Source organism: Pseudomonadota bacterium (assembly GCA_018823285.1).
Classification (GTDB): Bacteria; Desulfobacterota; Desulfobulbia; order Desulfobulbales; family JAGXFP01; genus JAHJIQ01.
The window spans coordinates 39,533-59,251 of the sequence record JAHJIQ010000019.1 but is presented as its reverse complement, the minus strand read 5'-3'; the positions used below and the strand labels follow the sequence as shown (position 1 = coordinate 59,251).

Sequence of the window (19,719 nt, the reverse complement as noted above, 5' to 3'; positions counted from 1 at the left end):
AAGTCTCGATGTCTCGCAAGCAAGCTGTTCCTCTGAGGCTTCATTTCCTGCAGTTAAACCGCTCCGCTTCTATTTCCAGCAATTTCAATTTCACTTCCCTGCCTCCGGCGTAACCGCCGGGATTGTTGACGCCGATCACCCGGTGACAGGGGATGATCAGGGCCAGTGGATTCGCATTGCACGCATTGCCGATGGCCCTGGCTCCCCCCGGGACACCTGCCTTTAATGCAAGTTTGCTGTATGTCATTGTTTCGCCGTAGCCAATTTCAAGGAGCAGACGCCATATCTTTCTCTGGAATAAAGTCCCTCGCCGCAGGAAGAAATTGTTTTCAAAATCTACATGCCGTCCGGGGATGTCGGGCTGATAAATATGGGCGCTAATGAGATTGCAGGCGTGACTTTTCTCAGCTGGCGAGATATGCGGTGCCTGGGGAACAAACAGCGAGAGGAAGGCAGCCGCCCTTTCATGCTTTGCCGAAGATGCGGTGATATGAATGACCGATTTGTGGTGACTGATAAAATAGAAAATGAAGTTTCCGTCTTGATACACTGCGGAGGAAAATAGAGGTTTCATTGAGTGATATCCGGTGCTTATTGATGAGTAAATTTTGTGGAATTTAAAAAAATATCAGCAACTTACAGGATGGTTGATTTTACTTCATGTTGTAGCTTTATGCGAGAAGCACACAATATGATGTGTGTTTTTCGGCGTATAATGTCCTGTTTAATGCCATAAAAACAGTGTGATACGGCGGAAAGTTAAAAAATATTCTTGCTTTTCGTGGTGATTCAATATATCTCTAAGTTACTGGTTTGCTTACGAAAAATCTGCAGGCCGGTAGGGTAAGGTTTAAGGAGGAGAATACACTATGGCATTGTAAAATAATTATTATTTTCACCCTTCGGGTGTAAGTGTCTTGCTTGAGCAGGCATGTTGCTCAACCTGGCTTTAAATTTATTGAAGTGTAATCCCTATGAGAGATCGTTGTCCGATATTGTATCTCCTCCTTCTCTTTTTGCTGGTTTCTTTCGCTGTGCCTGCCACCGTCCAGGCCAGGAGCAGCAGCAAGAAACGGCGTGCGCCAGTCGCATCCCTCAGTTCAGTTCACAAAATTCAACCGGATAGTTCTTCTCCTGAGTCGGAGCGGGATGATTTTCCGGCAACCGTGGCAGATCTTTCAACCTTTTCCAGGCACAAAACCAGGCCGGACAGTCATGGCGGAGAGCGGTTGATCTCCGCGGTCGATCTCAGGAGAAAAATTTCCTCAAGAAGCGCGATTGTCATGGATGGTGAAAGCGGTCAGATTCTTTATTCCCATAATCCTGACCTTGCTGCTCAACCGGCCAGCACCATCAAAATCCTCACCGGGCTGATTGCCATCCAGAACCTGGACGATGACGAATGGGTTCCCGCAAGTCGAAAAGCGGCGGCGATGCCAAGTTCCAAAATCAATATCCAGCGCGGGAAATCATACCGGGCCGATGATTTGATCAATGCGGTCCTCCTGTCTTCAGCCAATGATGCGAGTGTCGCCCTGGCTGAAAAAATAGCCGGGTCCGAGCGGGTTTTTTCAAAACTCATGACATATAAGGCCAAGGCCTGGGGAGCAACCAAAACTGTCTGCAAGACGGCGACCGGTCTCACGGCCCGCGGCCAGAAATCTACCGCCCGCGATCTTGCCATCCTTTTTAACCGGGCCATGGACAATCCCGAGTTTGCAGAGAGAGTTGCCAGGGCAAAGATCCGGACCGGATATGGGAAACTGTTGCGTAATCATAACCGGGCCTTGTGGCAGATTGATGGCGCTGAAGGAGGCAAAACAGGCTTCACCAATGCCGCCAGGCAGACCTATGTCGGCCAGTTCAAAAGAGGTGACGATCTGCTGACCGTAGCAATTCTGGGCAGTGAGACCATGTGGGACGATATCAGGGAGCTGGTCGAGTTCGGCTTCGGTCGCATTCAGTCTACATCGGCTTCAGGAGAACAAAAACCGGAAGTGGATCGTTCCGCGGACATTTCAGGTCTGATGCCGGTTAAGCTTGACAGTTCAGGCCCCCTGCAGATCCTTTATGATGCCAAGAAGGTGTCGCGGCTATAACCTGATTGCCGTTAGGTACGATTCTAAGCACTTTCACTTCTGAATTCTTTTTTTACTACCAGAACCCCGTTCAGACTCCCAAAAGTTTTTTTAGAGCAATGCATTCCGGCACACGGTATTTCTCTTCAGTATTCTGTGTCTATCCGAGTTTTTATTGATTAGTATCGTAGCGGAAGACAAGTTACCAACGTCAAAATTTCAGGCAGACGAGAATCGGGATGAAATTCAGCAAGGAGATGCTTCGGGAAAAATTTTCCCCCGGAGTGGAGAGTTTTTTAAAACCTCAGGCCGGCAGGGTTGCTGAAATCTTGAGAAAACAGGGTATCTACAAGAAAGCTGATCGGGTGTATTGCGGGCCTTCGATGCTTCTCAAGCAGGTCCGGCTGAATGTCCTGGTCGATGGCAAGGAACTGGTCATGCCCGGGCCGGGGATGAAGGAGGGATTTTTCCTGATCAGGCCATTTGCGATTCCGTTCAAAAATATGTCGATGGCAGTGACCTATAAAGGTTTGGCCAGGTATGGGAAACGTCTTGATAACAGCGACCTGAAAGGGTTGAATATTGATCTGCTGGTTGACCATCCGCTTATGGCCGATGAGAGCGGGTTTTTTCTGGGTGATGGAAAGGGTTTTTTTGATCTCGCCCTTGCTGTGCTTGCAGAAACCGGTGGTCTTGCCGCCAAGTTCCAGGTAGTCGCCGCCGTCGATGACCCTGAAAGAGTGGTGGCGGAATTGCCGCGAGATCCATGGGACTTTCCGTGCAATGCAGTTCTCACCCCGACAGGTTTCAACAATGTCGAGGGGAGCAGAAGTCGGCCGGCAATTTTCTGGGACCGTATCGGTATCGACCGGATAAAAAGGGTGACTCCATTGTGGAAACACTATGTTGCCACCAGGGAAAAGAGATAGGAAGCGATCATGCTTTGTTTTCCCTGAAGACCGGTTCAAGTTCGCAGGCTTCAGCGTAATCGGCAATTTCGTCTTTCAAAGTTTTGACATAGGGACAGTCCCAGACGGCCAGGAGCTTTTTCTGCCTGATGAATGTTTGGAGAACGCGTCCTTCATATTCAATATCCAGAGAGGGTTGGCGTTCCAGCACATAGGGAAAAATCTGCGGGCGACGGCAAACCTCCGGGCGATCCGGATAAATTCGGCAGCCGCCAGTCTCGCGGTCCAGGGCCGGGCAGGAGGTGTGGCGTGGCAGCACCATGCTCCAACCGGAACGCCAGTGATAGATACGGCTTTCTCCCTCATAAAATGGGCGGCCGTTGATGGTCACAGGTGGTTCATCTGCGGGAAGACTTTTTCTGCTCAGATCATTATTCACAACGGACAGGGCAAAGAGGCGGGATTCATCCTCAGTGAGAGGTATCTCGAAATATTCCTGAGCGAGAGTATCCTCAGGGCCGATGCAGCACAATTTGCATCCGCAGGGTCGGCAGAGAAGGCTGTTGATCTTTTCGAGTTCCATGGTCAGGGCCTGCTGGGAGATCAGAAGTTCAAGACCTTCCATGGGATCAAGCGGGTCCTGGTTTTCATCGAGAATTCTTGCCGCCGGCGGCCGGGCATTCTTCAGGGATTCCATCAGGCGGAGAGGGGAGAGAAATTCCTGCAGGAACTGCCCCGGCTGCTCGTAGTTTCTGCCACCGGTTTCAATGGGTTCGACCAGTTCGGCAAGGAGCTCTTCAACGGTCTCGAAGGGGCCGGTCAGATAGAGAAGCATTGCCAGACGGGCGAGTGGCAGGATTGGCCGGCGCATGATTTCCAGACCGTCGGCAAACTGGTTTTTGTTGATGCTCATTATCCGGTTGTTTCGTGTCGGGTTTGATTGTAGTATAGTGCCCGATCCGACCGGTTCCGGCCGGGACGAGATTCGAAAACCAACCCATTCTAACGGAAATTTACCGACCGGTCACATATTTGATGGACGATTTGAATAAACAACCTCTCACCGAACACCTGGCCGAATTACGCGATTGCCTGATCATCTCGCTTGTCGCAGTGGGGATCGGCTTTGCGGTTTCCTATTATTTTATTCAGCAGATCGGGTTCTGGTTCTTTAAGCCGCTCTTCGATGTGTTGCCCGACAAGTCCTCCCTGATCTTCACTTCGTACCAGGAGGCCTTTTTTTTTATCTGAAGCTCGCCCTGTCCTGTGGTGTTCTGCTCGGCAGTCCGGTGATTCTGTTCCAGGTCTGGCGCTTTATCGCCCCCGGCCTCTACCAGCATGAAAAAAAGGCGCTTCTGCCATTCACTGTTTTATCTTCTTTCTGTTTTCTGGGCGGCGCGGCCTTCGGTTATTTTGTGGTTTTTCCGCCAGCTTTTCGCTTTCTGATGGGCTATTCCAATGAACACCTGAGCGCCATGCCCGCGGTGAGCGAGTATTTTTCCCTCAGCCTGCGCCTTCTGATCGCCTTCGGTGTGGTTTTTGAGCTGCCGGTGGCGATGGTCTTTCTGGCCAAACTGGGCATCATCGACGCGCCATTCCTAAGCAAGAACCGCAAGTATGCCTTTCTGATCGCCTTCGTCATCGCCGCCATTCTCACCCCGACCCCCGATGTGGTCAACCAGGTCCTGATGGCCGGTCCTCTTGTGATCCTCTATGAAATCAGTATTCTTGCGGTACGATTGTTCGGCAGGAAAACCCTGGTTCCCACGCAGAACTAAAAAGAGTTGCATGGAGATTAATGCAATAGTGCAAGCCTAACCCTCAGCCTTTGTCAAGCTTGCCCTCAGCCTATGCAGGATCTTCAAGATTTTGACCAGCAAGGTAACCAATCATGGAGACCTGTTAAGGAAAACGGGCCCGGAATTCAGATGGAATTATTTGGCAAAGTCTGTCAATATGTGTCATGATTTATTCTATCGGAGGTAATGATTATGGCTACAATGAATGTTTCTCTTCCCGACCCGATGAAAAACTGGGTTGAAGCACAGACGAAAACAGGACGTTACAGTAATTCCAGCGACTATGTACGCGACCTTATTCGCCGAGATCAGGAGCGGGCGGCTAAAATCGCGGCAGTGCAGAAACATGTAACCGAGGGCCTTGAAAGCGGAGTCAGTGAACAATCAATGGAAGACATCCTGGAAAACAGGTGATCATAATTATGGACATGCTAAATAACTAACAAATTATGACAAAGTGAATTTGTATGGATTTACGGTCTTTTTCAGAAATCTTCGCGGTCCTTCTTATTTTTAAATATGTTACGGCGCATAATCCCACGGATCATTACATGGGGAAATACCCCTGGGGAGTCGATTCTTGCTGTGCGTGGCATGAGTGTACTTCTACCAAAAATTCGCCAACAATCATGTTGGTTAATTATTTAAGATCGTCCCGGACTCTTATTTAAGATCGTCCCGGACTCTCGTCCCGGACTCAAGATCGTCCCGGACTCATTATCGCTTCAATTGCGACCTTGGCCTTGAATGACGATGAGTGATTTCTTCGTGGTCTCTTTGTCATGTTCTGCTCCTTTCTGTTTGGTTTTTATTTAACAGATTGGAACGACTTTTTCACTTAACGACCTGTCCGAATTTCCTGGGCCATTTCTAGGAGGGATATAATACGGCAGGAGATAAAGTAACGTGATGACGACTATAGCGAGATTCCTATTGCTTTCGCAATTTTTTCTGCAAGTTCCTTGAAATCTTTTTTCGCAGCTTGGACGGCATTGGCATGGCTGCCAATGGCGCCATCCGCCGATGTCAGGTTAAATATTGGTTTGCGGTGCTCCTGAGCCATCGGGATCAAACTACGATAGTGCTTGATCGTGGCCAGACAATACGGATCATCAATTTGTTTGACGTTCGAATTAACAGTTTCGCTGAGTACAGCTTCGCGATAGACATTGGGGATGCGGTTTACCCATTTATCATATGCCATTACAGGCCTGTCAAGCCTCACGCTATGTTGCTGACAGAGATAACCGATTGCCTGCATCTTCCCTTTGGGGAGGTGGAAATCCGGATAGCTCTCAACCTCCGGATTATCTTGCCAGTTTTCCAACCTTTTTTGCCACAGACTTTTCCAACTCCTCAAAGTGGGGCCAAGATTTTTTAAACCTTGCAAGGAGAAGAGATCAGCTCCGAGAGGAATCACAACATAGTCTGTGGCTATAAGGACGGATCGATTGATCGCTCCCAGGTTCGGACCGATATCCACCAGAATAACATCAGCCTGCACTTTCGATGCGGCCATTTGCATGACTTGCCAAAACGAACTCAAGATGCGCATGGGACGGTAAAGATTATTGTCCCCCATGCTGTTGGGCCATTCATTCGACAATGCATCTTCGTATCCGGACAGATTCACATCGCCGGGAAGTAAATAAAGATCCGTCGTTATCTTTTGCAGGATCGGTTCTGATATATCGCCGACACCGGTCAACGGCTTAACGCATTGATATATTGTTGCGCCAAGCCCCTGTTTGCCCCAAAGCGCTTCAATTTTATCCTCATCAAGAAACGCCGCCGTCAGGTTGGCCTGCGGATCCAGATCAACAATGACAACGCGTTTTCGGAGGCCAGCATACATCCATGCCAAGTGATATATGAGAGACGTTTTTCCAACCCCGCCTTTATTATTGAAAAAGGTCAGTACGGGCTGATTCATACTTTCCCTCTTAATGTGCATACAACTGCATTTTGGTTGGTTTCAAAGTCTATTCCGGGATTACCATTCTTTTCCATCTCTCTTCTTGCTATGGCAATGCCTCTTCCAAATGCCTGGATATACCCGAAAGTTTTCAAAACATCACCGATGTTGGGATTACGATAGTCTGTTATCCCTGGCTTCCCGAAGTTCTCACTGGTTACATTGCCATATGGACCACCGGGACTGTTGATCTCGATTCGGTCATTAAACCAGTACAGTCGAACGGGAGCATTGGTGCTTTCGTAGGTGCGATGCAATACGGCGTTATACAGAATCTGCTGAATTGCTGCCGGCGGATAAGGCATTTCAACCTGATGGGTTGCGGTTGATACTATGTCGACAGCCGTCCTATTATGCGCCTTCAACTTTTCCTCAGCACGACGGAGCATCTCAGGAAGCACTCCGCTTATGTTTTCTTCGTCAACCACCGGGTCGGCCAGTTCAATTCCGTCAATTCGTAAAAATTGAATAAATGCGCCTGGTAAAAAATCCTGGGGTGTTTTGCCGATTGACAAAAGGCCCAATACAGTGGGTGTTGGATCGTTAGGAGAAACGATCATCCTGCATGATGCCAAGCGCTCTTCATAGGAGCGATTGTTTTCTTCCAGAACATCTGATGCAAATGCCGAAGGAAGATATTCATTTTCAAAAATCGATTTGGAAAGATCAGTGATCTTCGCTGACGGGACAGGAAAAATATCAAACGGCAGGTTTTTGTATCTTCTTTTCTCAATCAGGATTCTTTCTTCCTGTTCATTAGCTATTGAACGACGGGGGCCGGTACGAACCCAGATCCTTCCTTCGAATTTTACTGGCGGCATATCAGACGGCATGACCGTTACCACAGCCATTTCAGCCCCCTTCAGGACTCGTTTTTCCACTGAAAGGACAGGAAGAGGGAGAATGTTTCCGTCAGTTTTCATGTCGGCTAAGGACAGAAGTAATTGGTCTGTAACTTGAAGCCCCGATGGCTCTCCGTTATCCCTTACACCGACAAAGAGGACACCGGCATCATTGTGATTCGGCAAATCATTAGAAAATGCACAGACCGCTTGTCGAGCTTTTTTGGGTGCGTCACCCTTAAAACTTTCTTTGCGCTCAACACGGTCGGATTCAGTATCTCCAAGTAATGTTTCAAGTTCTCGGGCGGTAAATTTTTTCATCATTTAACCATATTTGAATGTCCATTGGCCAAGTACACGTTTTGAGTTATCACATTCCCTCTTCCTTTTCAAACAAACTGTCTCAATCTAATCGACAAAGCTTGTTTGTTAAAACATTTTCGTGTGCTGGGATAAACAGATGGTTGACACTTCCGACAAAACCAAGGAATTGATAAAGAGAATCACGATCAGGCAGGCCATCACAACACCACCGCTCATGGCACATGTTTCCGGGCGTTTCTGGCGATTAAGGAAATATTTGCCGCCTCATTCTTCAAGTAATTACCCCTCCCCACCGATAAGCTCTTTGTTACAGGGTGTTTGTCCCTGACAGATGGATTGGCATTTATCTTGCAATTTCATAGCGTCGATACTTGATTCCGAGGCCGTGCGGCAGGGATGCACGAGGGAAATTCCATCAGCCAGGCACCTTTGTTGGTCTGTTTTTCAAGGGGAAGTATAAGGAAACGGATGAAAACCATAGCTTTCATACCCGCCCGATGCGGGAGCAAGTCCATTCCTTTGAAAAACATCAAACTGTTCTGTGGCAAACCCCTGATTTACTGGTCCCTGAAAGCGGTGTCGGATGTTGAGACGGTCGATGAAGTGTATGTGGCGACCGATTGTGAAGAGATCAAAAGTGTGGTCGAGGGATTCGGGCTTCCGAAGGTGAAGATATACCTGCGGGAGGAGGAGAATGCCCGGGACCAGTCGTCAACGGAAAGTGTGGTGCTTGAATTCTTCAAGAATCACGGGGGTGATGATGGTGATACCTTTCTCTTGATCCAGGCAACCAACCCGCTCACCCAAAGCTCTGATTTCAGAAACGCCCTTATGCTCTACCGGCAGCAGGGCGCTGATTCCCTGCTCTCCTGCGCACGGCTGAAGATCTTTCTTTGGAACAGTAACGGCACGCCGATCAATTACGATTTTAATAATCGCCCCCGGCGCCAGGAAGTGAATGGGGAGCTGATGGAGAACGGCGCTTTTTATATCAGCTCGGTGGGAAAGATCCGGGAGGCGAAGAACCGGCTTTCCGGGAAAATAGCCATTTACGAGATGCCTGATTACACCGCCATCGATATCGACGACCAGGACGACTGGGTGGTCGGCGAGATGCTGATGAACAAATACATACTCAAACAAGAATAGCGTTACTGCAGATTCAAGGAGGAGTTTCGATGATCGATATTCATTTTTATATGCGGGTTTATGACCTCAAAAAGAAAATCATGGCCGGTGAGCAGTTCGACCGGGAATACGTCTTCGAAAAACTCGAGGAATTCAGGAGAAAAGAGCCGGTCATCTACAATATCGAGACGACCAACGCCTGCAACATGAAGTGCGAGATGTGCCCGCGGACCACGATGATGACCAGGAAAGTCGAGAGACTGGACAATGAGACATTCAATAAAATTGCCGATGAAATAGAGCCTTTCTCACAAGAAGATTGGGAGGCGTGGCAGACTTTTGTCGAGAAGAATTACCGGATCGACCGGAATGACATGAGTGAAAACCATTATTTCCTCCATGTGATCCCGAAAGTCCTTCAGCTGCACGGCTATGGCGATCCTCTCCTTGATACCGAGTTGCCGAAGAGAATCAGGCGGCTCACCGAGAAGGGGCTCTATTCCTACTTCAGCTGCAACCCGGCGAATATCGATGTCGAGAGAAATGTCGAGATGTTCAACAACGGGCTCGGTTTCATCAAGTACTCGATTGAAAGCGTGGATGATTTCCTCCACAAGAAGATCAGGGGCGATGCCTCAAACTTTGAGGCGAGCTTCCAGAAGATCCTGCAGATGCTGGAGGCGAAGAGGAAATACAAATTCAACACCACGATCGTCATCACCATGCTCGACCTGAAACGGGCGGACCAGGTCGCGGAATTCGCCAAGCTTAAAAAAGCGTTTACCGGGCAGGATGTCTATATCTACCTGAAGAGCCAGGACCAGCAATGGTACCAGGATAAATACGAAGGGACCAATTCGATCCACTGGACCGAGTTCTGCCAGTTCCCGTGGTCATCGATGACCATCAAGTCAAACGGCGAAGCGGCCATGTGCGTTGAGGATTTCAATAACGAGATCATCCTCGGCGATACGAAAAAAGAGTCGCTTTACGATATCTGGAACGGCGAGAAGTACGCGCAATTCAGGCGGGACCAGTTCGAGCTCAAAAAAGGCATCAAGTGTACTTCCCAGTGTGACATGAAACTGATCGGCAGCCTCACCGCCGCAATGGCATTAAGTGCTTAACACAACTTTCCGAGTATGGCTAATCACCCGATAAAGCTGAGTTGAGCAGCTGGCCTGCTCGTATGAAACTTATACCCGTAGGGTGAAATAAAGGGGTTTCGGCGATTTTTTCGTGCATGTGTTCCACAAGAAGCCAGAAGTCAGAATTCAGAAGCCAGGAGAGAAGCTTTAAAATCAGTCATTCTGGCTTCTGAATACTGGCTTCTGGATTCACATCATGGAATGACACTATGACTCTGAACAATTTTATGACAACAAATCAACACATAAGACAAGTCGGAAAATTAAGTGCTTAAGTAAAACGCACTTTCTGTCGATGTCTACTTCAGGCAGGATGGATATGGCAAAAGAGATGTTGTCGGTGCAGGGCAAAACAATTCTGGTGACCGGGGCCTTCGGCCTGATCGGCAAGGAGATCAGCCGGAGTTTTCTGGCGAACGGGGCCAGGGTGGTCGTCGCCGGGCACAATCCGAAACAGGTGTCATCCGTGCATGATGAACTTGCCGGTGAGTTTGCGCCGGAAAAATTTCTGGTCTGCGAGCTGGATGTGACCGATCCCGCGAGTATCGATCGGTGCATGGCGGCCGGGGTCGATCGGTTCGGTACAATTGAGGTGCTGGTCAACAACGCGGCGATCGATGCCAAGTTCGACCAGGCGAACAAGGACAAGATCTCCACCAGCTGCTTTGAAAACTATCCCATCGACCTGCTTAAAAAATCGGTGGAAGTGAATCTGATCGGCGCGGTCCAGATGGCGCAGGCGGCCTGCCGGCAGATGCTTAAACAAGGTCACGGCAATATCATTAACGTCGCATCCTCCTATTCCCTGGTGGCACCGAATCAGCATCTCTACGATTACGGGGACGGGGAAGTGAAGTTCAAGCCGGTGGATTACGTGGTGAGCAAGTCCTTCATGCCCAACTTCACCAGGTATCTCGCCACCTTTTACGCCCGCGACAATATCCGCTGCAACGCGATCGCGCCCCATGGGATTTTTGACGGCCATGATGAGAAATTTTTGAATAATTTCAGTTCGTTATCTCCGATCGGCAGGATGTGCGACAAGTCGGAGATCAGCGGCCCCTTTATTTTTCTGGCCTCGGACGCCTCCAGCTATATGACCGGGTCGGTATTGGTAGTCGATGGAGGCTGGACGGCCTGGTAAGGATACCGGGCCGGTGAACATGTAAGGAGACAGGCAATGATCATCGACAGGAATTTTTCCGACTATATCGTCTTTTCGGAAGACTGTATCTCGCGGGCGTTGAAAAAGATCGGCCGTAATGAGCACCGCTTTATCATTGCGGTCAGCCAGTCCGGCATCCTGGAAGGGATCATGACCGACGGTGATTTCCGCCGCTGGATCGTCCAGCAGGAAGAGGTCTGCCTGACCCGGAAGGTTGAGGTGGCGATCAACCGAAAGTATGACTTCGCCTACATCACCGATTCGCCCGACACCATCAAGCGGCGCCTCAAGGGCAAGATCGAGGTGCTGCCGCTGGTGGACAAACAGCACCGCCTGGTCGCCATTGCCCGGAAGCGGGAGCCGAACCTGTTCATCGGTGATTTCCGTTTGAACGAGACTTCTCCGGTATTCGTGATTGCGGAAATCGGCAACAATCACAATGGCAGCCTGAAAGTCGCGAGGCGGATGATTGATGCGGCCATCGCCTCCGGCGCCGATTGCGTGAAATTCCAGATGCGTGACATGGAAACGCTCTATAAAAACAACGGCCGGGCCGATGATGAGAGCGCCGATCTGGGCGCCCAGTACACCCTCGACCTTCTGGCCAGGTTCCAGTTGAGCACCGAGGAAATGTATCAGGCCTTCGACTACTGCAAGGAAAAAGGGGTTCTGCCCCTCTGCACTCCCTTCGATCTGGTCAGTCTGCGGAATCTGGAAAATTACGGAATGGTCGCTTACAAGCTGGCCTCGGCGGACCTGACCAATCACGATCTTTTGAAAGCGTTGGCCGAAACCGGCAAACCGCTTCTCTGCTCCACCGGAATGTCGACGGAGAGTGAGATCGTCGAAGCCGTTGATCTGCTGAAGTTCTACGGCGCCCAGTTTGTCCTCTTGCTCTGCAATTCAACCTATCCCGCCCCGTTCAAGGACATCAATCTCAATTATCTGGACCGCTTGAAAGAGATCGGTGGGTGCCTGGTCGGGTATTCCGGCCATGAGCGGGGCATGTCGATCCCCATCGCCGCAGTCAGTCGCGGGGCCAAGGTCATCGAGAAGCATTTCACCCTGGACCGCGACCAGGAGGGAAATGACCATAAAGTGAGTCTGCTGCCGGATGAATTTTCCAGCATGGTCACCTGCCTCCGGGAAGTCGAGCAGGCCATGGGCAGCAAGGAAGAACGGAAGATCACCCAAGGCGAGATGATGAACCGGGAGGTCCTCGGCAAGAGTCTGATCATCAACTGCGACCTGCGGGCTGGTGAGATCATCACCCGGGAAATGATCGAGGTCAAAAGCCCCGGAAACGGCATCTCTCCCTATCGCAAAAACGAACTCGTCGGCTCCAGGGCGAAGCACGATTTTGCGGCCGGGGATTTCTTCTTCCCCTCCGATGTGGTTGTTGAAGGGGAGGAGATCGCGCCGCGGGAGTATCATTTCGACCGGCCTTTCGGTATTCCCGTCCGCTATCATGACCTGAACGAGATGCTGCCCCTGAGTAACTTCGATCTGGTGGAATTTCATCTCAGTTACAAGGACATGCTGATCGATATCGATGAGGTCTTCAAAAGGCCTTTTGCCCTTGATCTGGTGCTCCACAGCCCGGAACTCTTTGCCGGCGACCATATTCTCGATCTGTGCTCTTTTGACGAAAAGTATCGGCAGCGTTCTCTTAAAGAGCTGCAGGAGGTCATCAATATCACCCGGAAGCTTAAAAAATATTTCCCCAAGACCGAGCGCCCCCTGATCATCGTCAATGTCGGCGGTGCGACCCAGCACGCGCACCTCAAACCCGATGTGCGGCGGAAATACTATGAGAAGCTCGCGCAGAGTTTCTCCGAGCTCGATATGGCAGGGGTGGAGCTGATCCCGCAGACCATGCCGCCTTTCCCGTGGCATTTCGGCGGGCAGCGATACCAGAACCTTTTCATGGACCCCGTGGAGACCGCCGAATTCTGCAAGGCTCACGATATGCGGGTCTGCCTTGATCTGTCGCATTCAAAACTGGCCTGCAACTATTTCAAATGGTCTTTTTCCGAATTTATCGAAATCGTCGGCCCCTATACCGCGCATCTCCATGTTGTGGATGCGGAAGGCCTCGACAGCGAAGGGCTGCAGATCGGCGAGGGTGATATCGACTTCTTTTCCCTGGCCCGGGAGCTCAGGGAGTACTCGCCGGACGCGTCATTCATCCCGGAAATCTGGCAGGGACATAAAAACAGCGGCGAAGGGTTCTGGCTGGCCCTGGACCGCCTGGAGCAGTGGTTTTCCCGGGAGCAGGTCAAAAGGTATGCTGCCTGAGCGTATTGCCGGGACAGAATTTTTAAGAATATGATCGCCGTTTAATATCCGTATGAAGGAGAAGGTATGAAACGTAAAGGCAAGGTGTTGTTTATCGTTCATGATGTGTATCAAGAGGACAACCAGTTCCCGCTCGGTGTTGCCTATATGGCTGCCGTGCTCCGGCAGCATGGCGCCGAGGTGACGGTCTGCTGTCAGGATATCTATCACTACACCAACGAGGAGTTGGCCGAAAAATATCTGGTCAATCAGAAGTACGATTTGATCGGAATCGGCTTTCTGGCGGCAAGATTCAAGGAGACCGTGGTCGGCCTTTGCGAAACGGTGGACCGCTACCGGAACGGCGCGAAGATCATCTTCGGCGGGCACGGCCCTTCTTCCGAACCGGAATATGTGCTGGCGAATTCGGCTGCCGATATCGTTGCGATTGGTGAGGCGGAAGCGACCATGGTTGATCTGCTTGAAACCATTGTCGAGGGCGGCGATCTTGCCGATGTCCGGGGGATCGTCTTCAAGGATGGGGATGGCGCTATCCACGTGAATGATCGCCGGAAACCGATCATGAAAATCGATGAGATCCCTTTTCCCGCCTGGGACCTGTTCCCGATGGAGATCTACACCACCAATATGCAGTACCATCTGCAGGACGACGACGAAAAGGCGATCCAGATTCTGACCGGCCGGGGTTGTGTGAACCGCTGCACCTTCTGCTATCGGATGGAGAAGGGGGTGCGCTTCCGGAGCATCGACAATGTCCTGACCGAGATGAAGCGGCTGTATGAAGAGTACGGCGTCACCTACTTTGCCATCCAGGACGAGGTGTTTATCGCAAGCGTTGCCAGGCTCCGCGAATTCGTGGCCGGGCTAGAAGAATACGGTCTGCTCGGCAGGATCAAATACAATATCAACGCCGGGATCAGGGCGAACATCGCCACCGATGAGCTGGCGACGTTGCTGAAGAACTCGGGCTGCTGCTACGTGAACGTCGGTTTCGAGTCGGTCACCCAGGAATGCCTCGATGATTTCAAGAAGAACACCACCGTGACCGACAACTTCACTACCGCCACCCTGATGAAGAAGCACGGAGTGCCGATGGGCATCAACTTCATCTGGGGGATCATGAGCGACAACGCGGAGACCCTGCAGAAGAGTGTTGATTTCATCAAGAAATTCCAGAGTTACAATGAGTTGCGGACGATCAGGCCGATCACCCCGTTTCCCGGTTGTGAATTATATGAGTACGCAATCGCCAAGGGACTTCTGAAGGGGCCGGAGGACTTTTTCGAAAAATTCAGAAACTCCGACCTTTTAACGGTCAACTTCACTTCCATCCCGGATCAGGAATTCTATAAAATGCTGCTCAAGGCCAACCGGGAGCTGATCCTCGATTATTACAATCATACCAGCGGTGATCTGGTAGAGGCCCGGCGGATGATCGAAAGGTTCGAGAATCTGTACTTCAAGGGCGAGGTAAAGTTCCGGGGCGCCCGGCATTTCGAAAGCAAGAAATTTAAAAAAGCCGTCTGATCCGCGGGAAATGCATGCCAGTAATCCTTGATGAAAGATTTATGCGCTTTTCGGCATTCGCGGCCGGGAGGCCGCTCCCACCAAGGGAAGATGTCTATTGGTCTGTAGGAGCGACCTCCCGGTCGCGAACATAAACTCCTGAATCCGTGACGGCTTTGCGCGATCAATCATCACAGGTGGTTGTAAATATGCCGGAAATTTTTATTTCGTTGCGGAGGTGGATATTCACTCGCCGCCCTGCGGGGCGTTCGAGAGCGGCACATCTGCTTCGTTGCCGACTCGTTGATATACCATATGTATTATCAACATCGTCGTCGCCTTGCATCTGCACCGCTCTCGAACGCTCACGGATTCAGGAAACTGGAAATCGGATACTGTAATGTTTGCCGCCGAAAAACTTCATAAAGAACCTGCCTGCTACTTGTGCGGATGCGGAGATTGCCGGATCCGGCCGGGCAGCGTGCGGGACAATCCTGATCTCGACGTCTATGAATGTAAGGAATGCGGGCTGGTATTTCTTTCTTCCTTCGATCATGCGGTCGGGGAGTTTTATGAAGATTCCGGAATGCATGGCGAAGAGCCCCTCGATATCGGGCAATGGATCGCCCAGACCAAAGATGATGATGAGAGACGGTTTCGTGCCCTGCAGTCTTCTCTGAAGGGCAAGTCGATTCTTGATTTCGGTTGCGGGACCGGCGGGTTTCTGCTGCGGGCCCGGTCCGTTGCCGAAAAAGTCTATGGGGTCGAGCTTGAAAGGCGGCTGCAGCAATATTTCCGGGTCAATGACCTTGCGGTGTTCGAGAATGTTGAAGCGATTGCCAAAGGTGCTGAAGGTTTGCGGTTCGATGTCATTACCATGTTTCATGTACTGGAGCATCTGCCCGATCCGAAAAGCATGTTGTCTTGTCTTGCGGAGCTGTTGACGGACAAAGGGGAGCTGATCATTGAAGTCCCTCATGCCGATGATGCGCTCCTCTCCCTTTACGAATGCGAATCGTTTTCCCATTTCACCTACTGGAGCTGTCACCTGTACCTGTTTACGGTCAAAACCCTGGAACTGCTGGTCGGGCAGGCCGGGATTAAGCTGAATTACATAAAACAGGTGCAGCGCTATCCTATAAGCAATCATCTCTACTGGCTGGCCAAAGGCAAGCCGGGCGGGCACAAGGAATGGGGTTTTCTCGATTCTCCGGAGCTGCAGGCCGCTTATGAGAAGCAACTGGCCGCAGCGGGAAAATGCGACACTCTGGTGATGAGTGTGTCTCGACAGTCATAACCGACGAAAAAAAAATATAAAAAAAGCCCCGGGAGCAATAACTCTCGGGGCTTTTTCAGTTTTGGCCGGGAGATTTACTGGATTGTCGGAAGGGTTGCCTTTTCTCCGGTCAGGACCTTTTTTAACGCCAGATACGCTTCCTTCGCGGCCTCCGGCTGGTCCATGGCGATGTAGCAGTCGCCGATTTTTTTGAGCAGGGTGGTGTTTTTTGGCAGGGCCATGAAACATTGCTCGTAGGCGAAGATCGCTTCGTTGAACTGCCCGGTGTCAAACAGTTTGTCGCCGATGCTCTCCCAATGGACGGCATTCGATTTGTCCAGTTCGATCGCCCTGGTCAGGTGTTTTACCCCCTGGGAATACTCACCGATTTTAAACAGGATATCGGTGATCTGGAGATGCGCCTCGGCATCATCCGGGGTGAGCGAGAGGATGCGGCTGTATGATTCAATGATCCCCGGGATATCGTTGTCCCGGAGCTGCAGACCGGCAAGCATTTTGTAGAATGCTGCAATATTCTCAGGGCGGAGCGCGTTCTGGAGATCGCGGCTTTCCTCGATGTCTTTAATCCATGCCTGAAGGTTGCTGCTGCCGATCTCGACCTTGCCGGGGTTCTGCATCTGCTGCATGATTTCCCCGGCCCCCTCTTTTGCCTGGTTTCGCAGGTCTTCAATGATCGGCTGATAGTCTGGACAGTAGCGTAAGCCTTTAAGAAGCATTTTTCTTTTGGCGCTTGAGTCGATAATGGTGTTGGTGCGGAACGCCCGGTATTCTTCGGCCAGACCTACCCTGAAATCCCGAATCTTTTCTTGATAGGCGATATCCTGCGCTATTGCCTGGCTGAAATGCTCATCCGCTGTGCCATGGTCGGTCCGGAGGGCCGCAATTATGCCGCGATAGAAATGGACTTCGGCCGAGGCTTCAGTATCCGGAATCATATGGTTCAGGGTCTTTTCAAGAAGGGAGAGGTGCTTTTCCCGGAAATACAGTCGCGCCAATTCCAGCAGGCTGGTTTTCGATTTCGGACTCTTTATGAGTTTCTGTTCCCTTTTCATGAACTCGATTATTGGCAGGATGTGGCCTTCGAGTAAGTTCAAGACACGAATCCGTTCAGAGTTTATTTCTTCAAGAAGCTGGAGACTTTTGGCAAGCCACTGAATATATCCGTCCGGTTTCCCTTCCAGTCTCCTGACCTCCAGCCTGAGCCGGTCGGTATCACGTTTTGTCGCAAGTGTCGCTTCGCTCAGGATATGCCAGATCTGCTTTCGGTCCAGTTCACGGTGACCGTTGTTGATGTTGCCAATCCTGCTCTGGAGTTGCTTCGGGAGGTCGCTGATGGACCGGGCTTTTTTGCCGTTTATTGTCCGCTTCCGGATTTCGCGGAGAACGATCTTTGTTGATTTCGAGGTGGAATCGATGAGTCTTTTCACCTCTTTGACAACCGTTGACAGGGTGGTGAATTCTTCAATGAGATCGGCCGGATCCGGGTGTGAGGACTCAATCTCTGCAGAGTGAATACGGGCATGAATGTTCTTGTTTTCCGTGCAGTAGCGGTTAATGGATTCGTTCAGCGAAAGAGGCGTCGTTCCCTCGATATTGATCCCGCCTTCACTGGCATTTATATAGGTGCCGGGAGAATTTCGAATCATCTCCTCGAAATGTTTTTTCATAAAAAAGAGGGACCGGTTGGTAGGAATCTTCTCTCCGTTGGTACTGTCGGCCCAAATGAGATCAGGGTTGTTGTTACTGTTTAAAAGCCTGTCCACACTGTCTTTGTGGGTGAGAACAGTTCCCCTGGCGTGATCTTTTTTGCCCGGATATGCCAGGTCTTGGCCGACAAAGATGATCGGCGAGCAGCCCATGAATATGGCTGCCTGCATGTTCAGATGGGCGACGGTTGCCGCTCCACCCGTAAGAAGACTGCCTCTCACGATTTTGTTGAGCCAGGCTTCCATGGGGTTGGCGGAAAACGCCCAGAATGTTTTTCCTGCAGGAAAAATCCTGGGAACCTTACTGGAGACCCATGGCGTACAGATAAGGGAGATGTCATGAGTTTCCTTGCGATTCATGACGGGCGCGAATTTTTCAAAAGCAAGGTTCTGGGGGTCGATGGCGGTGACAAAATCAGGAGTTATGCCATGTTCCAGCAAGGTCGGGAGTACAGAGTCGACCGCAAGGATGATCCCTTTCCCCTGCACTTTTACGAGGTGATGGATATTCCCGTCCAAAGAGGGCCCTCCGGCAACAAGAAATGCCGGAGTGTCCCGAAAACGGTCCCGGAGTTTTTCGAGCAGATAGTTGTGGTGGATTGTCTCGATATTTTTAAAGCGGTTCGTGATAAAGGTTTCTCCATAGTGGAGGCTCGTGTTGCCGCCGACATTCAAACCGTTTACAAAATCAAATACCTGATCTTTCACTTTTTCGTAGTCTTTATTGTAGATAAATGATGGGAGATGCCTCAGGGTGTGGATGCTTTCGAGCATCAGAATGCTTTTCCCCGCTGATAGTGTTCTGGTGATGTCCGGTTTGGCGGATACAGACAACAACAGCCTGGGATCGGAAAGAAGATCGGCAAGATCGGTGTGGTGCAGGGCGGTGTGGAAAATCCCGGGATCGAGTTCGAAGACTGCGATTCCCTGTACCTGTTGCCGATTTCTCGCTACTGCAAGAGGTCCGTGGCCAAGGCCCATGCCGAGGATGCAGACAAATCCTGTTGAGTTTTCCGGGATATATTCAAGAAAGTTGTCATCCGGCGACCCGGATTCAGGATTCTGGTGCATGGTGATGAGTTGATCTTCCGGCCCGATGACCCGCAGATTGGTATTGCCGTGCCCGGTGATGTAGACGTCATGAACAGTATCCGGGGTGAAGTCATGCATCGCCTCCCACGCTTGAGGCTGGTGCTTTTTCAGCAGTCTGATGTTCTTGTCGTAGTATCCGGGGTGGTTGGCGGTTGCCGGCATGAGAGGGCTCCTTATATCTGAAGGTAATGGGTCACCGGGTTGTCCGGATCACAGAAAAGCAAGTAGTGTGCCAGTTTCAAAGGAATTGAAAGCGCTGCTTTGTTTCCATCTGTTCGGGCGGGTTGGCCCTGTTATCAGAAAACTCATCGGACGTTTTCCCGGATTGGAAAAGGAAAATTTTGCCTACTGCTGCAGGTTGGGTGGGATCGTCCTTTTTTTTGCAGATGGTGGGGAATTCAGCTGAGGAAACTGGGATGGTTTCCAGGGAGTTTGCGCCAGTCCGCCTGTCTT

16 protein-coding genes are annotated in these 19,719 nt (G+C 50.7%); 11 read left to right on the top strand and 5 right to left on the bottom strand.

What is annotated here, in order from left to right; genetic code table 11:
• Positions 1–40: 40 nt before the first annotated feature.
• Positions 41–574 (bottom strand): MGMT family protein, encoded by a 534-nt coding sequence (locus tag KKG35_06220; protein ID MBU1737718.1) that lies wholly within the window; start codon positions 572–574, stop codon positions 41–43.
• Between the two features lie 400 nt (positions 575–974).
• On the opposite strand from KKG35_06220, the gene KKG35_06215 reads away from it, so the two are divergent.
• Both KKG35_06215 and KKG35_06210 read left to right on the top strand, forming a co-directional pair.
• Positions 975–2,099 carry a D-alanyl-D-alanine carboxypeptidase gene (locus KKG35_06215; protein ID MBU1737717.1) on the top strand — a complete coding sequence of 375 codons (1,125 nt, stop codon included), beginning with the start codon at positions 975–977 and terminating at the stop codon, positions 2,097–2,099.
• A gap of 218 nt (positions 2,100–2,317) precedes the next feature.
• Complete coding sequence (locus KKG35_06210) at positions 2,318–3,007, top strand: 5-formyltetrahydrofolate cyclo-ligase (protein ID MBU1737716.1); 690 nt, start codon at positions 2,318–2,320, stop codon at positions 3,005–3,007.
• A gap of 7 nt (positions 3,008–3,014) precedes the next feature.
• Here KKG35_06210 and KKG35_06205 read toward each other — a convergent pair whose 3' ends face one another.
• Positions 3,015–3,899, bottom strand: a complete 885-nt coding sequence (locus tag KKG35_06205) for a YkgJ family cysteine cluster protein (GenBank protein MBU1737715.1) — start codon at positions 3,897–3,899, stop codon at positions 3,015–3,017.
• A 122-nt stretch (positions 3,900–4,021) separates the two neighbouring features.
• Between KKG35_06205 and KKG35_06200 the strand changes: the two genes are divergently transcribed.
• The 3 genes from KKG35_06200 (at position 4,022) to KKG35_06190 (ending at position 5,199) form a co-directional block, all read left to right on the top strand.
• Positions 4,022–4,237 carry a twin-arginine translocase subunit TatC gene (locus KKG35_06200; protein ID MBU1737714.1) on the top strand — a complete coding sequence of 72 codons (216 nt, stop codon included), beginning with the start codon at positions 4,022–4,024 and terminating at the stop codon, positions 4,235–4,237.
• Positions 4,234–4,764: a twin-arginine translocase subunit TatC gene (gene tatC / locus KKG35_06195; protein MBU1737713.1), complete on the top strand. Its 531-nt coding sequence runs from the start codon at positions 4,234–4,236 to the stop codon at positions 4,762–4,764. Before KKG35_06200 ends, tatC begins: the two co-directional genes overlap by 4 nt.
• A gap of 213 nt (positions 4,765–4,977) precedes the next feature.
• Positions 4,978–5,199, top strand: coding sequence for a type II toxin-antitoxin system ParD family antitoxin (locus tag KKG35_06190; protein MBU1737712.1), 222 nt, complete (start codon positions 4,978–4,980; stop codon positions 5,197–5,199).
• Between the two features lie 502 nt (positions 5,200–5,701).
• Here the strand turns inward: KKG35_06190 and KKG35_06185 are convergent.
• Both KKG35_06185 and KKG35_06180 read right to left on the bottom strand, forming a co-directional pair.
• Positions 5,702–6,718 (bottom strand): AAA family ATPase, encoded by a 1,017-nt coding sequence (locus KKG35_06185; GenBank protein ID MBU1737711.1) that lies wholly within the window; start codon positions 6,716–6,718, stop codon positions 5,702–5,704.
• Positions 6,715–7,923 (bottom strand): putative DNA binding domain-containing protein, encoded by a 1,209-nt coding sequence (locus KKG35_06180; GenBank protein ID MBU1737710.1) that lies wholly within the window; start codon positions 7,921–7,923, stop codon positions 6,715–6,717. Before KKG35_06180 ends, KKG35_06185 begins: the two co-directional genes overlap by 4 nt.
• A 471-nt stretch (positions 7,924–8,394) precedes the next feature.
• Between KKG35_06180 and KKG35_06175 the strand changes: the two genes are divergently transcribed.
• From KKG35_06175 to KKG35_06150, 6 genes are all read left to right on the top strand, one after another.
• Positions 8,395–9,075 carry an acylneuraminate cytidylyltransferase family protein gene (locus tag KKG35_06175; GenBank protein MBU1737709.1) on the top strand — a complete coding sequence of 227 codons (681 nt, stop codon included), beginning with the start codon at positions 8,395–8,397 and terminating at the stop codon, positions 9,073–9,075.
• Between the two features lie 29 nt (positions 9,076–9,104).
• The gene (locus KKG35_06170) at positions 9,105–10,181 is read left to right on the top strand and encodes an SPASM domain-containing protein (protein MBU1737708.1); all 1,077 of its coding nucleotides are present in this window, start codon (positions 9,105–9,107) and stop codon (positions 10,179–10,181) included.
• A gap of 340 nt (positions 10,182–10,521) precedes the next feature.
• Positions 10,522–11,346 (top strand): SDR family oxidoreductase, encoded by an 825-nt coding sequence (locus tag KKG35_06165; protein MBU1737707.1) that lies wholly within the window; start codon positions 10,522–10,524, stop codon positions 11,344–11,346.
• Between the two features lie 36 nt (positions 11,347–11,382).
• Entirely contained in the window at positions 11,383–13,665 is a 2,283-nt protein-coding gene (locus tag KKG35_06160; GenBank protein ID MBU1737706.1) for an N-acetylneuraminate synthase family protein, read from the top strand.
• Between the two features lie 66 nt (positions 13,666–13,731).
• Positions 13,732–15,192 carry a B12-binding domain-containing radical SAM protein gene (locus tag KKG35_06155; protein ID MBU1737705.1) on the top strand — a complete coding sequence of 487 codons (1,461 nt, stop codon included), beginning with the start codon at positions 13,732–13,734 and terminating at the stop codon, positions 15,190–15,192.
• 379 nt (positions 15,193–15,571) lie between these two features.
• Positions 15,572–16,468: a class I SAM-dependent methyltransferase gene (locus tag KKG35_06150; protein ID MBU1737704.1), complete on the top strand. Its 897-nt coding sequence runs from the start codon at positions 15,572–15,574 to the stop codon at positions 16,466–16,468.
• Between the two features lie 74 nt (positions 16,469–16,542).
• Here KKG35_06150 and KKG35_06145 read toward each other — a convergent pair whose 3' ends face one another.
• Positions 16,543–19,428: a DUF115 domain-containing protein gene (locus KKG35_06145; GenBank protein ID MBU1737703.1), complete on the bottom strand. Its 2,886-nt coding sequence runs from the start codon at positions 19,426–19,428 to the stop codon at positions 16,543–16,545.
• Positions 19,429–19,719: the final 291 nt, after the last annotated feature.

Excerpts from the sequence above, each read along its gene's own strand:
- KKG35_06155 (MBU1737705.1), top strand. The coding sequence starts at position 13,732 with ATGAAACGTAAAGGCAAGGTGTTGTTTATCGTTCATGATGTGTATCAA.
- KKG35_06185 (MBU1737711.1), bottom strand. The coding sequence starts at position 6,718 with ATGAATCAGCCCGTACTGACCTTTTTCAATAATAAAGGCGGGGTTGGA.
- KKG35_06165 (MBU1737707.1), top strand. The coding sequence starts at position 10,522 with ATGGCAAAAGAGATGTTGTCGGTGCAGGGCAAAACAATTCTGGTGACC.
- KKG35_06145 (MBU1737703.1), bottom strand. The coding sequence starts at position 19,428 with ATGCCGGCAACCGCCAACCACCCCGGATACTACGACAAGAACATCAGA.
- KKG35_06200 (MBU1737714.1), top strand. The coding sequence starts at position 4,022 with ATGGACGATTTGAATAAACAACCTCTCACCGAACACCTGGCCGAATTA.
- KKG35_06220 (MBU1737718.1), bottom strand. The coding sequence starts at position 574 with ATGAAACCTCTATTTTCCTCCGCAGTGTATCAAGACGGAAACTTCATT.
- KKG35_06150 (MBU1737704.1), top strand. The coding sequence starts at position 15,572 with ATGTTTGCCGCCGAAAAACTTCATAAAGAACCTGCCTGCTACTTGTGC.
- KKG35_06215 (MBU1737717.1), top strand. The coding sequence starts at position 975 with ATGAGAGATCGTTGTCCGATATTGTATCTCCTCCTTCTCTTTTTGCTG.
- KKG35_06160 (MBU1737706.1), top strand. The coding sequence starts at position 11,383 with ATGATCATCGACAGGAATTTTTCCGACTATATCGTCTTTTCGGAAGAC.
- KKG35_06210 (MBU1737716.1), top strand. The coding sequence starts at position 2,318 with ATGAAATTCAGCAAGGAGATGCTTCGGGAAAAATTTTCCCCCGGAGTG.
- KKG35_06175 (MBU1737709.1), top strand. The coding sequence starts at position 8,395 with ATGAAAACCATAGCTTTCATACCCGCCCGATGCGGGAGCAAGTCCATT.
- KKG35_06180 (MBU1737710.1), bottom strand. The coding sequence starts at position 7,923 with ATGAAAAAATTTACCGCCCGAGAACTTGAAACATTACTTGGAGATACT.
- KKG35_06170 (MBU1737708.1), top strand. The coding sequence starts at position 9,105 with ATGATCGATATTCATTTTTATATGCGGGTTTATGACCTCAAAAAGAAA.
- KKG35_06190 (MBU1737712.1), top strand. The coding sequence starts at position 4,978 with ATGGCTACAATGAATGTTTCTCTTCCCGACCCGATGAAAAACTGGGTT.
- KKG35_06205 (MBU1737715.1), bottom strand. The coding sequence starts at position 3,899 with ATGAGCATCAACAAAAACCAGTTTGCCGACGGTCTGGAAATCATGCGC.